General features: G+C 55.4%; 9 protein-coding genes and 3 pseudogenes. 3 read left to right on the top strand and 9 right to left on the bottom strand.

Going from position 1 to position 12,761, the window contains the following annotated elements; translation table 11 throughout:
- Positions 1 to 43 precede the first annotated feature (43 nt).
- The 3 genes from IB250_RS04680 to IB250_RS04690 all read right to left on the bottom strand — a co-directional run bounded on the left by IB250_RS04680 (position 44) and on the right by IB250_RS04690 (position 3,348).
- On the bottom strand, positions 44 to 1,027 hold the full coding sequence (locus IB250_RS04680; RefSeq protein WP_192343179.1) for an aldo/keto reductase: 984 nt from the start codon (positions 1,025 to 1,027) through the stop codon (positions 44 to 46).
- Positions 1,024 to 1,875 carry an SDR family oxidoreductase gene (locus IB250_RS04685; RefSeq protein ID WP_192343180.1) on the bottom strand — a complete coding sequence of 284 codons (852 nt, stop codon included), beginning with the start codon at positions 1,873 to 1,875 and terminating at the stop codon, positions 1,024 to 1,026. Before IB250_RS04685 ends, IB250_RS04680 begins: the two co-directional genes overlap by 4 nt.
- 258 nt (positions 1,876 to 2,133) lie before the next feature.
- Positions 2,134 to 3,348: a FadR/GntR family transcriptional regulator gene (locus IB250_RS04690; RefSeq protein WP_192343181.1), complete on the bottom strand. Its 1,215-nt coding sequence runs from the start codon at positions 3,346 to 3,348 to the stop codon at positions 2,134 to 2,136.
- A gap of 180 nt (positions 3,349 to 3,528) precedes the next feature.
- Between IB250_RS04690 and IB250_RS04695 the strand changes: the two genes are divergently transcribed.
- On the top strand, positions 3,529 to 4,740 hold the full coding sequence (locus tag IB250_RS04695; protein ID WP_192343182.1) for a cytochrome P450: 1,212 nt from the start codon (positions 3,529 to 3,531) through the stop codon (positions 4,738 to 4,740).
- Positions 4,741 to 5,258: 518 nt separating this feature from the next.
- Positions 5,259 to 5,462: pseudogene (locus IB250_RS04700) on the top strand (FAD-dependent oxidoreductase); the annotation flags it as partial.
- On the opposite strand, the pseudogene IB250_RS04705 reads toward IB250_RS04700, so the two are convergent.
- Positions 5,460 to 5,802: pseudogene (locus IB250_RS04705) on the bottom strand (DNA topoisomerase); the annotation flags it as partial. The pseudogenes IB250_RS04700 and IB250_RS04705 sit on opposite strands and share 3 nt — an antisense overlap.
- A 356-nt stretch (positions 5,803 to 6,158) precedes the next feature.
- On the opposite strand from IB250_RS04705, the pseudogene IB250_RS28990 reads away from it, so the two are divergent.
- Positions 6,159 to 6,274: pseudogene (locus IB250_RS28990) on the top strand (aromatic ring-hydroxylating dioxygenase subunit alpha); the annotation flags it as partial.
- Positions 6,275 to 6,535: 261 nt separating this feature from the next.
- Here IB250_RS28990 and IB250_RS04710 read toward each other — a convergent pair.
- The 5 genes from IB250_RS04710 to IB250_RS04730 form a co-directional block, all read right to left on the bottom strand.
- The gene (locus IB250_RS04710; protein WP_412548331.1) at positions 6,536 to 7,798 is read right to left on the bottom strand and encodes an OprD family porin; all 1,263 of its coding nucleotides are present in this window, start codon (positions 7,796 to 7,798) and stop codon (positions 6,536 to 6,538) included.
- A 123-nt stretch (positions 7,799 to 7,921) separates the two neighbouring features.
- Entirely contained in the window at positions 7,922 to 9,574 is a 1,653-nt protein-coding gene (locus tag IB250_RS04715) for an AMP-binding protein (RefSeq protein WP_192343183.1), read from the bottom strand.
- Positions 9,571 to 10,311 carry a nitroreductase gene (locus IB250_RS04720; protein WP_192343184.1) on the bottom strand — a complete coding sequence of 247 codons (741 nt, stop codon included), beginning with the start codon at positions 10,309 to 10,311 and terminating at the stop codon, positions 9,571 to 9,573. Before IB250_RS04720 ends, IB250_RS04715 begins: the two co-directional genes overlap by 4 nt.
- 63 nt (positions 10,312 to 10,374) lie before the next feature.
- Positions 10,375 to 11,721 carry an MFS transporter gene (locus IB250_RS04725; RefSeq protein WP_008074784.1) on the bottom strand — a complete coding sequence of 449 codons (1,347 nt, stop codon included), beginning with the start codon at positions 11,719 to 11,721 and terminating at the stop codon, positions 10,375 to 10,377.
- A gap of 366 nt (positions 11,722 to 12,087) precedes the next feature.
- Positions 12,088 to 12,761, bottom strand: a 674-nt coding sequence (locus IB250_RS04730; protein WP_192343185.1) for an AraC family transcriptional regulator, incomplete at its 5' end; no start/stop codon positions are given.

Here is a 12,761-nt window from a genome sequence, read left to right on the forward strand (position 1 = left end):
TTGTTTTCAAGGCGCACGAGCGCCGCCAGTCGGTGTTGGCTTGTCAGTGATGACCCAACACGGGATGGGGTTTGTAGGGTTCCTCCAACTTCGCGACTTCGTCTGCGGTGAGGGTCACCTGGAGCGCCTCTACGGCCTGGTCCAGTTGTTCGAGCTTGGTGGCGCCGATGATGGGAGAGGTCACTGCTGACCGCGAGGCAACCCAGGCAAGGGCAATTTTCATTGGCTCGACGCCCTTGGCGTTGGCGACTTCCGCGAGACGTTGCTGAACTTCGAAGTCGTCTTCTCTGAAATAGAGTCCACGAGCAAAGGTATCGTTTTGGGCGCGATCAGTCGCTCCACTGCCTTCCTTGTTGCGATTACCGGCCAGGAAGCCGCGGGCAAGTGGCGACCATGGGATCACGCCAATGCCCTGGTCTTGGCAGAACGGCAGCATCTCCCGTTCTTCTTCGCGATAAACGAGGTTGTACTGGGGCTGCATGGAAACGAATCGGGAGAAGCCGTTCTGTTTCTGGATGCCCAGGGCTTTGGCGAATTGCCAGGTGTGCATGGAAGAGGCGCCCAGATAGAGCACCTTGCCGGCCCTTACCAGATCGTTAAGGGCTTCGGCGGTCTCCTCGAAGGGCGTCTCGTAGTCCCACCGATGCAGCTGGTAAAGATCGATGTAGTCGGTCCCCAGTCTTTTCAAACTGGCATCCACCGCCGACACAATATGCTTGCGAGAGGCACCCCGCTCGTTCTGACCAGGCCCCATCGTTCCAAAAAACTTGGTCGCGATGACCACTTCTTCGCGGCGGGAATACTCCTTCACCATCTTGCCGAGCAGCAATTCGCTGGCACCTTCGGAATAGGCATTGGCAGTGTCGAAAAAGTTGATGCCATGCTCGAAGGCGCGCTTGAAGAACGGAGCGCTCTGTTCGTCGTCCAGTGTCCAGCCGCCGTGGTAGGTGCCTTTGCCATAGCTCATGCAGCCAAGGCAGAGTTTCGAAACCTTCAGTCCAGAATTGCCCAATCGAACGTAGTTCATTTTGTTCTCACCCAGTTGGCTAGTCGTGTATCGACGATGTCGAGTGCGTTGTTGATCTCCGTATTTCTTTTGCCCGAGAACTCACGAATTTTGGGGTCGGTGATAATCAGGAATTCGTCGTTTGCTATCCCTGCCAGGCAGAGCGCTGCGGCCAGGGCGGGATCTTGTCCCTGCGCCATCGCTGCGCTGGCGCGTGCCGCGTACTCCTGGGGCATGGCGGACTCACCGCCATATCGTTGCTGGCGAGTACGTCGAGCGTCGTAGAGCTTGGTGTCGACCAGGCCCGGACAAAAAATGGAGACCTTGACCCCGGTATCAGCCAGATCGCGACGCAGTGTTTCTGCGAGCGCCAGGCTTGCCTGCTTGGTGAGGGTGTAGATGCTGCTCGGGCCGGTCTTGGGAATGCCCAGGGAGTTCTCTGAACCCGTGATGACGAAACGGGCGATATGACCTGCTTCGGCAGACCGAAGCAGTAGTGGTACGAACACTTGGATGGTCGAGAACGTCCCTTTGATGTTTACGTCCAGGAGCCAATCGAACTCGGCCGGTGCCGTGCCAAGAATCGGCCCGGGAATGGCGACGCCGGCATTGGCGAACACGTAGTTGATCTGCCCGAAATCGTCGATGACTCGCTGGGCCAGCGTTTCGAGTTGGGATCGTTCCGTTACGTCGCATTGATAGGCGCGAACCCTGGGGCCTAGCTGCTCGGCCAACTGGGTGGCCTGGATAAGGTCGACATCGGCAATGGCGACAGAGGCGCCGCTTTCTGCGAGGGCGATGGCGAGGGATCGCCCGATCCCGCTCGCAGCACCTGTGATCACGGCGGTGGTGTTATTGAGGCTGCTCATATCTGCTCCACTTCGTTTTTGTTTGATGAGTAGTATATTTACGAAGTGTCCAAAGAAACAAGCCGGCCGCAACGAATCGGGCTTGGTCATGCGAGAAGGAATAGGGAAGGTGGCCGGTACAAATGCCGAAATAACTTTATGCGTCAGGTGGATAGGCGCAGCCAGGACGGCGGCTTCACCATGTAAGCGAATATTTCACTGGGAAGACGGTTGAGGAGGGGGAGGAGGCGAGCAGAGGGGAAGGCGGAGCTAGATGGCTTACAGGTCCGCCAGAATCTTTATGAAGGTCTCGGCAAGCGGATTACCGTGATGATGCCGTGAGCCTGGCTCAGCGGCGGACAGCAAGCCTTCAAGCGCGTTGCGCACGCAGGCAGCTTCCGCAGGTTCCAGCCCTGTACGTCGCAGATAGCGACTGCTGGCGAGCGTCATCTGCACCGGGTCTGGGCGAACGACGCGTAGACCGCTGGCACCGCCTCTGCCCATTTCCACTACGCCTAAACGCTCAAGGGAGCGAATGGCTTCACGAACAACTGCGCGGCCAACTTCAAAGCGTTCCATCAGATCCGCTTCCGATCCCAGATGCATGCCAATAGGCCAACCTGCTTCGAGTATCTGTTGGCGAAGCCTGCGGGCAATCTGCTCTGCTTTCTTTTGTGGGCGCCCTGCAGGAAAGAGCTGATCCGCGCGCTCTACCGCGCCTTCACGGCTGGATAAGCCACTCATTACTGCCGAGTGGCGGAACACCTCTTCGAAGTGTTCGAGAAACTCGTCGTCCCAGCTCAGCGCCTGCTCCAGCTCGCCATCGATCAATGCCTGTGCGGTCTTTTTGATAGACCGAGACATCGCACCCATAAGGCTTTGGAAGGCTTCATCATCCAGAGCCGAATACCATGAAGCGTGTATGAGGGCCTGGCCGATTGCGTGCACGAAAAGACTTAGCGCGGTGTTGTCTGCCAGCTCCAATAGAGCCTTGCGTACTTCTGCGGCGGCGGCAATGACACCTGGGTTGAAGTCATCGCCAATAGCTTGGGTGAGGGTCTGCAGGTGTGCGCGACTGGTGTCATTTATCCGAGCTGCAGCCTGTCTGATCATCACGCTTTCAAGGGCTTTTCGAGCTACGCGGATCTCGGCTGGCGTCGGGCCGAGAAACTCCAGGTAATTGCTCAGTCCATTGCGGACCGCATCGAACAGCGTGGAGGCGACAAACAGCCCTCCGTTGCGGCCTCGTCGCGATTCGACCATGCCGATCTGTTCGAGTAGCACGATGGCTTCCCGAAAGCTCCAACGGCTTACATCCGCAGCAGCGGCCAGCTCCGCCTCCCTGCCCAACGAGAACCCCACGGGCCAGGCCTCGATGACAATGCGGTCCTCGATGATCCTGGCTATGCGTTCGGCCAGTTTCATCTTGCTCGATTGCTCGTTGTGGGTTCGACCCGTGTGTTCCAGGTAGCCGAGGAGGGGGCTGCTCGCCATAGGCAATCTCTTTCAACACCGCTTGCTGGGGTGGTGGATGGGATGCGGATTATGCGGGTTGCGACCGGTGTAGTCGATCCCTTTCGGGGGCGATCGATCTCAAAGGTATTACATTTAAATTTGAAAGGTATTATATTTTATTTGGCAAATTGACCCGCCTGCAAAATCGCGAGAACAACAATGACAGACGAAACCGGCTTCACCCTGGATGTGGACCTTCTCAACCCGGCCACTTTTGCAGATGGCCCACCGCATAAGCTCTTTGATCTACTGAGAAACGAACGGCCTATTTATGGGCAACCAAGCCCTATGGGCGGGACGGCATGGTCGTTGACGCGGTTTGCCGATATTCGTGCCGTGGGTACCGACTTGGAGCGCTTCACTTCTGCTGAGGGGATGCACTACCCGAATCTGCGTGAGCATGCGAAACACAAGTGCGACAACATCATGTTCAACGACCCGCCCACACACAAACGGCTGCGCATGTTTGCAGCCAAGGCGTTCTCGGCGCCGGTAGTGGCCAGGTTTGATGGATGGATTCGCGAGCTCTGCGTGGAGATCGTCGACAAGGTGCTTCAGCAAGACCGCCTCGACATCATTCCTGCCATCGCGTCAGAGCTGCCGGGCCAAGTCATCGCCAAAGTCATGGGGGTGCCAGACCATGAGCGCCCGTTGATTATAAAGTGGGCGAACGACATTTTTGGGCGGTTGGACCCGTTGGTTGGTATCGAGCGCTCGATCAATGCGGTAAAGGAGTGTGAGGCGTATGCATTCGAGCTGCGCGAGCGCAAGCTGAAAGAGCCCGGCACGGATATGGCCACCGAGTTGGCACATGCTTCCCGAGGCGGTATGGGAATCACCGATGACGAATACAAGGAAATGATCAGCTCGTTGATCATCGCCGGATACGAGACTACCCATACCCTAATTGCGCAATCTCTGGTGCTGATGGCGCGGGACCCGCTGGTTCGCCAACAAGTTGAAACGACCCCAGCGGGACAGATGGGGCCGGTGGTAGAAGAGCTGTTGCGTTACACCTGCCCAGTCATGCACATGGGGCGTACTGCAAAAGTCGACTTGGAGCTCAATGGTCAGCACATATCGAAGGGGGACTTTGTGCTGATGTGGTTTACCGCTGCCAATCGAGACCCGGCCGTATTCAAAGACCCTCATTCATTCAATGCGGGGCGGCCTCGTGTTGGTCACGCCAGCTTTGGTGGCGGCGGCCCACACCTGTGCATGGGCGCGCATTTGGCAAGGCTCGAAGGCCAGATTCTCCTAGAGGAAATGAACAGGAGAAGTCTGCGACTGGAGTTGGACGGTGAGCCGGAGCGTTCGGTCGGGGTTTTCATCAACGCACTTAGGAAGGTACCGATGCGGGTAGTCAAATAAGCAACTGGGACCTTCGTCATTCAGCACAGGGTGATGGGTTACCCCATTAGTGGACATATGAACTCGTTTGCCTGAGGCTTGTGGCGCACTCCCTGGAGAAACCTGCGTGTGGCGCTGGTACTGAATCCGGGTTTTGCGCTATCTATGCACCCACATCTCCCAACTCGGTTGCATTGGGCGAGGAAGGTTGGGGAGGAACGGTACTTCAGCATCTGGTTAGGGCTCAATTGCCAGGCGCAGGTCCCAATTGAATGGATATTTGCTCGGGTTATGCACGGCGGTAAGGATGTGCGTGTGAGGACTATTTCCTTCCAGGTAAAAGCTATCGTCGGCGTTTTCGTTATTTCCCCGCTTACGTGTTCCGCTTATGTATATTTTTGCTGATCGCTCCGCTGGCGTTGTTGCTGACTGCGGCCGTTTTCCTGACCGTGGCAGGCATTGTCTTTGATCGTTCAGCAGCACACGCGGGACTGTCAGAAATTTTGTGTTCGGGCATAACATGCTGAAGAGGTGCATGTATGCCAACCAAAACCCGTAAATACGACCTGCACTATCGGGACCTCGAAGGCGATATCGAGGCTGAGGTTGTGATCATCGGGGGTGGTTTTTCCGGTATCAACACGGCGCTGGAGCTGGCCGAGCGGGGTATCTCCAACGTGGTAGTGCTGGAAGCAAATTACCTGGGCTTCGGCGGTTCAGGTCGCAACGGCGGCCAAGTACTGTGGCAGATAGCGACAATCGCTGCGGATAGCTAGTGGCTTTGTGGGTTTCATGCAGGGATTGACCGATGTTCAGGGTTTCCTGAGCTCCGAGTCCCAGTTTGCCTGAGCTAACTTCTTGCAGAGTACTTAGGTCGAAGGGCAGGGGCGGCGCCTCCCGGAAATGCTCAGTTTGAAGAGAGAGTACTGTCGCGGTCTTGCTATCTGAGATTGCTTCGACGGTCTTACAGGCAAGCGCCTGCTGCAGACAACGGCCAGCATCATCTCGCCCGGAGCGGCGTGGTAGCCACGACGCAATGAAAGGTTGCCAGTGCACGAAGCTGACGTCCAGCTGCTCCCTGTCGCATTGTCCTTACTCTTTCGGGTTGGGGCAGTGCTCGGGAACTAGGTTGTAATTTCATAGTCTTGAAACGTTCCACAGGTGCGGCACACGAACGTTAATGGTGCCGGTGTGTATTCCATGTGTGACGGCTTGCACAAATAGAAGCGGTCCTGGCCTGGTAGCGGGCACGCTCGGTGTCGTATTGATCGCATTCACAACTGGCCTGGTGTGGATGAGCGGGCAGTCGCCACGCTAGTTTCTCGACGAATTGTTCGTGTCAAAACCGACTGAACATGAGTTTAAGCTCGTCGCTCATTCCGTTCAGCGTGTGCTCTTCCATGGGCATGGCTTGAGTTCCTTGGGGACGGGGAATGTGCGGTTTTTATAGCGGCTTTCATGGTGTCACCCCGGAAACCGATACTACCAGCCACTACTTCTGGACCTGGCCACTAATCCGCAAAGCGATCACGAGGCTATCAAGGCCAAGGTCATGACACTGTTGGGCCTGCAGCCCGGTGATATACCGATGCCGCCGTTCGGCAGCTAGTGAGATAGTCTCGTCGTCCAGACGTTCGGGTTGTAGTTAGGGCATTTCTTTGAGAAGCCTTAACTGCAACCCGTTTATCCGTAAACCTATTACTCGCAACGGTGCTTAAGCAGACGCGATGTGGATGGTGAATTCATCCTGCGCTCACTTGGTTTTCGGATTGACCAGTTAAATGCTGGCGCCACGGTCATCGACCGATTTCATCATTCAAAATTTGAACGTGTACCGAAATATCAATCGATTTTCATTGGCGCTATCGGCGTAGGTGGAACGATTTGTCGAGTTTCGCCATTGTGCCGACACATTCTTGAACGGGCCGCTTTGTATTGTGTAAGTAATATCGGTAACGCGTTCCCATTCCTTGCCATCTTTTCCCTCCGATCGTAGAGACGCTGCTTGGGCTGAGCCCAAAAGGGTGGGTTCTACATCTCCACCTTTTGCGTATTTCAAACCCAGGGTAAGTCCAGGTAGCCCTGCCGCTGCGAAGTCGAAATCGTAGCGTGCGATCCAGACGCGTTCTTGGGGGGCTGTGAATGTGCTGACCAACGACTCAGCGAACAGATACGTGTCGGCGCCATTGATCATGGCGAACGATGTATCCCCCCAGGCTTTCTGAAAACCTGCGCCGAAGGTGTGGCCGCTCTGGCGATAAGAAAGCATCGTGCTGAGGGTGCGGTTGTTCACATCACCTATACCTTCATCCCCTGTTTCGCTGGCAGAAAAATATCGGACGTCGGAGATTACTGCTCCGGAGCCAAGTGCTCTTTCAAACTTCAGACCGAAAAAATTCGAGCGGTAGAAATCTTCCAGTTCAGCCACGTGATAGCTGAGTGAGAGTTGTGGCAAGGGTTTGTAATCGAGTGCGAGATAGGTGTAGTGATCGGCCTTTACCGGTTTGTACCCAAAAGCCGTCAGTGACTCAAAGTCCGTTGAGTTTCGCTGTTTCACTGCGTTAATTCGTAACGCGCTGAAGGTTACAGGCTCCAGGTCTTTGGACACCAGCATTCCACCGCGAAACACTTGTGGGAGCAGGCGGCTGTTATTGCTGGACAGCAGTGGGAGTACCGGGTTGAGACCACCAATGCGTATCTCGCTGCGACCAAGGCGAGCCTTGGCGGTTGGAATGAATTTGCTGTACTCGTTATCTACATTGCGCTGTGAATCATAGGCCAATAGGCCCGAGCCGGTTCGGTCCGGGCTGGAGTCCAATTTGACCCCCAGCAGACCGAGCGCATCGACGCCAAACCCAAGCGTGCCCTTAGTGAAGCCGGACTGCACATTCAAGATAAAGCCTTGAGCCCATTCATCGCGTTTTGATTGTTTAGCCCCATCGTTACGAAAGTCACGGTTGTAGTAGAAGTTACGCAATTCAAGGCTTGTTTGTGTGTCTTTGATAAAATCTGCGAAGGCGTTCGGAGCCGCGCAAGTGAACAGGATTGTCGAGATCGACGTCATACGTTTTTTTGCCATCTCTAATGCACCATTTGTTGTTGTTTTTGGTGTTTGCAACGCGCGCGACTCCCTGAGGAGCTACGCGCCCGCGCTCCGCATGTTGATAGTCTTTGTATTAAGTGAAGTGCGGCTGTAGGGGGGTTAGCCGCTTGACGCCAGTCGCACGATGGCTTCCCGGCTACCCGCTTGTTGGCGAAGAATGAATTTCTGGATTTTTCCAGTCGCCGTTTTTGGAAGCTCCATGAATATCACGCGGCTTGGGCACTTATAGCGGGCTAAACGTGCTTGGCAGTACGCGATAAGTTCAGCCTCTGTAGGCTGCTGAGACTCGCTTTTCAGCTCGATGAACGCGCAGGGCACTTCGCCCCACTTGTCATCCGGCTGTGCCACCACGGCTGCATGAAGTACTGACGTATGACCATGGAGGATGTCTTCGATTTCTACGGAGGATATGTTTTCGCCACCGGAGATGATGACGTCCTTGCAGCGGTCGGTGATCTGCATATAGCCGTTGGGATGAACCACCGCTACATCGCCGGTATGGAACCAACCTCCCTCGAATGCCTTCTGCGTCGCTGCCTCGTTTTTCAGGTAGCCCATCATCACGGTATTGCCTCGCAACAGCAGTTCACCTGTGGTCTGGCCATCATGGGGTACGGGCTCCAGTGTTTCCGAGTCGGCAACCGTCAAACCTTCGAACGCCGCAGCACGCGAACCTTGTCGTACACGCATTCTGGCTTTTTCTGGTGGGCTGAGTTCATCCCAGCCGTCCTGCCAAACGCAGCTGATAGGCGTACCTGCCACTTCAGTGATGCCGTACACGTGATCAACTTGGAAACCCATGGATACTACTGCGTCCAGCACTGTCGCAGGTGGTGGAGACCCAGCTGTCAGTACGCGAACCGAGTGCGAAAGCGCTGGTGGTTTCGGCGCATTGGCAATCATGGCCATCACGGTTGGCGCTGCACAAAAATGGTCAGCCTTGTGCCTGGAGATGGCATCGAAGACGTTTTCTGCAGATACCTTACGCAAGCAAATATGTGTCCCTGCTGCCGCCGCAATTGCCCAGGTGAAGCACCATCCGTTAGCGTGAAACATTGGCAGCGTCCATAGGTACCGAGGTGCCGGTGGAAGCGACCAATTGGTCATTTGCAGCAGGCTCATCAGGTAAGTGCCTCGGTGACTGACAACCACACCCTTTGGGTCTCCCGTAGTGCCCGAAGTGTAGTTGAGGGCAATAGGCAGCCACTCAGTGGTGGGCCATACCCCCTTGAACTGCGGGTCACCTTCGGCGAGTAGTGCTTCATAGTCTGGGACATCTACGTCGACACATACCGTGGCTAGATGATCGCGAATTATGATGAGTGCCGGACGAAGTTCGAGCTGCTCCAGTGCCGCAGACGCAACGGCCATGTACTCGCAATCGACCAGCAGCAATTTGCATTCACTGTGACGCAAAATAAATGCAATGCCATCGGCATCCAGGCGATGGTTAATTGTATTGAGGGTGGCACCCGATAACGGAATCCCGAAATGCGCTTCGACCATCGCTGGCGTGTTGGGTGAGAGGATGGACACGGTATCGCCAAGCTGGATGCCTCGGCCTGCCAGCGATGATGCAAGTCGGTAACAACGCTCGCGTGTTTGTGCCCAAGTGCGTTGTAATTCTCCGTGGATAATGGCCACCCTGTCAGGATGTACCAGTGCGGCTCGGTCTAGGAATCCAAGTGGGGTGAGCGGGACATGGTTGGCCGGGCTTTGATCGAGTCCACTTGCGTATGCGCCACTAATCATGGGCAGGTCTCCTTATTATTATGGTGAAAAACTGCGAAAGCACTGACTGGCTCCCGCGCCGTTACCAGCGTGTTCTCAATAGCCACGGGATCGGCGTAACCAAGGCTCATGCCGCATACCAGCATCTGCTCGGCCGGGATGTTCAGAACGTCTGAGATGACATTGTGGTATTTGAGAAATGCGGCCTGCGGACACGTGTGCAAGCCTCGGCCACGTGCAGCCAGCATTACGCTTTGCAGGAACATGCCGTAATCCAGGAGGCTGCCTTGCTCAAGCACTTTGTCCAACGTAAACAGCAGGCCAACCGGGGCATCGAAGAATCGGTAGTTACGCCCGTGCTGTTGGTGCATGCGTTGCTTTTCACCTTTGGCAATCCCCAGCAGTCCATAGAGATCCCAACCCACCTTACGCCTGCGATCAACATAGGGCGTGACCCACTCGCGTGGGTAGTATTCGTAAGGATCTTGCAGGTCGCTACTGAGCTGCGGATCGTTGTCGATAGCGGCGATTGCCATCGACAGCCGATCTTTGGCGTCACCGGTTACGACGTGAACGCGCCATGGCTGCATGTTCACACCCGAGGCACTGAAGCGAGCGATGTCTAGAATCGCTTCAATTTCTTCATGGGGCACAGCTGTCGGGAGAAAGGCTCTGACGCTGCGGCGTGAGGCGATTGCCCAGTCGACCGTGCGCTTAAGCTCTTGCGCTGACAGTGGCGGTAGTGACAAGCGATTCAAGGTACATATCCTTTAACGTGTTCAAGCCAGATGGTCAGGAACATGAAGACGGCTAGCAGTCTGTCAGCGTGATAAAGCTGGCGCTTTGCTGACCTGGGTGGAGTCCGCATGTGCCTGGTTTACGAACGTGACCGCTAAGGCGCCTATGAGGCCTGCGAGTGCGATCACCATGAAGTTTTGTTCAAGTGGCAAGGCCAGTGAAACGAGCCAGCCGATCAGTACCGGCGCGATAATTGCGCCAATTCGGCCAACTCCAGACGCGAAGCCCACGCCTGTCGAACGGATTGGAGTGGGATAGAAATCCCCTGCGTAGGCGTAGGCAATCAGTTGAGTACCGAGTGTTGAGGCGCCAACAATGAATACGACCACGAACAAGAGTTCGGTTGAACGTGTAAAACCCATCACAGTGAGCGCCACTGCTCCCACGAGGTAAAATGTAATCAGCACATACTTGATGTTGAATTTATCGCTGAGCCATCCGCCTCCAATCGCACCGACAATCGCTCCCACGTTGAACACGATGACGAAGTTCAGAGCCGAGCCAAGACTATGACCTGACATTGCCATCAATTTGGTCAACCAGGAATTGAGCGCGTAGACCATGAACAGACCCGTCATGAATGCAGCCCAGATCATGACCGTGCTGAACCCGCGACCCTCGCTGAATAGCCCTTTGATCGGACTGTCGAGCGAAGCTTTTGTCTCGGCAGGATTGCCCGCGAGTACAGCGTCACTACTCAGCGGATAAGCGGGATTGATTCTTTTGACGATGGAGCGCAGTTCCGTTTGGCGGCCTTGTTTGAGCAAGTACGCCATGGACTCTGGCAGGGTCTTCAGAATCAGCGGGATTAACAGGACGGGTAGGCCTGCGACGTAAAAGACGGACTGCCAACCATGACTTTCGATCAGTTGTTTGCCCGTGAGCGCGACCAGAATGCCGCCCACGGAGTAACCCGCAAACACTAAGGTCACCAGCCGGGTACGAAGTTTCGCTGGCGAGAACTCGCCCATCTGTGCGGTGACGATCGGAAGGACGCCACCGATCCCCAGCCCGGCGATGAAGCGGGCGATGCTGAAGCTGATCGGGTCGCTGGTAAGCCCCGCAGCCGCTGTGAACAGGCTGAACAACGCTACGCAGATGGCGATCATTTTAGGACGCCCGATACGATCGGCTAAGGTGCCCAGAAAGATAGCGCCCAGCATTGTCCCGAGCAGGGCCGACCCGGCCATGACGCCAGCGCTCGTAGCGTCAATTCCCATGTCCTGCATGATGGCGGGCAGTGCAGCGCCGACTACGGCGAGGTCATAACCATCGATGATCAGAATCAGCACGCACCAGAAAAGAATCAGTCGATGAAATCCGTTGAATTTTGATTCGCCCGCGAGCGTGTAGACGTTCACTGATTGCATATCGTGTCTCCTTCAATTTTATTTTTGTTGGTGAAGTGCACTTGCTTAGGTACATCAGGGTTGCTTTCCCCCAAGCGGTTAGCCATTGGGGTACTCACTGACCACCGAAACCTCGATGCTGGAAATTGTTGGCCTCTAGCGACTGGCGTTCGCAGAGAAGCCATTTGCGGTCATTCTAGGTAGGCGATTTGGCGCCGCCCATGCCTGGCCGCACCAACTTATGTGAGCTGTTTGGGCATGTCGCAAGAGCGCCGAGTGAACCCGCTGCGGTGTGAGGACAGGGTAGTGATAGCGAATGCCAGGGAAGAGCTCCTGGCTAGCGGCTAATACGTGTGGGAGTAGAGCGAGTTTGCCACTTGGTGGAGTTCACTCATCTAAATGATGGCGTCGATAGGCACCTGGATTGACGCCTGTCCATTTCTTGAACGCTCGATGAAAGGCGCTGGTTTCCTGAAAGCCGGTTTCTGCCGCGACTTCCGTAACCGTCATATCTCCACGCGAAAGCAGATCAATGGCCATGTCGCGACGCAGATCGTCCTTGAGATTCTGATAATGGGTGCCCTCTGACTGCAGCCGGCGCTGAAGTGTCGAGTTGGACATGCGCAGCACAAGTGCCAGGTCGTCCCGTTCGGGCCATTGGTCTGGGCTCAGCCCTCGCAAGTGTCGTCTTATCTGTGCACTGATACTGTCGTCGTTGCGATACTTCACCAAAAGACTGGCAGGAGATTCTTTTAGAAACCCGCGAAGGGTTGCGGTCGACTGCGCAATTTTCATGTCCAGGAATTTTTTGTCAAAGCTCACAGCGGTCGTTGACGCATCGTATTGAATGTTCTCGCAAAAACGCATTCGGTAGTCGCTTTCATCGTCGGGCTTTGGAGCACTGAAACTGAGCTTCTGCAATGGAATCCGTTGGTTTACAAGCCAGCATGACAGGCCATGTACCAAGATAAACCAGGTGCCGTAAGCAAACAGTCGTCGCAATATCCCCTGATCCTGCAGGACGATAAACGCTTGGTCTTCCTTGACGTATAGCTCGCCAT

Origin of the sequence: Pseudomonas sp. PDM09 (genome assembly GCF_014852305.1) — a bacterium.
In the GTDB taxonomy this organism is placed as follows: domain Bacteria; phylum Pseudomonadota; class Gammaproteobacteria; order Pseudomonadales; family Pseudomonadaceae; genus Aquipseudomonas.

Excerpts from the sequence above, each read along its gene's own strand:
- IB250_RS04680 (WP_192343179.1), bottom strand. The coding sequence starts at position 1,027 with ATGAACTACGTTCGATTGGGCAATTCTGGACTGAAGGTTTCGAAACTC.
- IB250_RS04685 (WP_192343180.1), bottom strand. The coding sequence starts at position 1,875 with ATGAGCAGCCTCAATAACACCACCGCCGTGATCACAGGTGCTGCGAGC.
- IB250_RS04690 (WP_192343181.1), bottom strand. The coding sequence starts at position 3,348 with ATGGCGAGCAGCCCCCTCCTCGGCTACCTGGAACACACGGGTCGAACC.
- IB250_RS04695 (WP_192343182.1), top strand. The coding sequence starts at position 3,529 with ATGACAGACGAAACCGGCTTCACCCTGGATGTGGACCTTCTCAACCCG.
- IB250_RS04710 (WP_412548331.1), bottom strand. The coding sequence starts at position 7,798 with ATGGCAAAAAAACGTATGACGTCGATCTCGACAATCCTGTTCACTTGC.
- IB250_RS04715 (WP_192343183.1), bottom strand. The coding sequence starts at position 9,574 with ATGATTAGTGGCGCATACGCAAGTGGACTCGATCAAAGCCCGGCCAAC.
- IB250_RS04725 (WP_008074784.1), bottom strand. The coding sequence starts at position 11,721 with ATGCAATCAGTGAACGTCTACACGCTCGCGGGCGAATCAAAATTCAAC.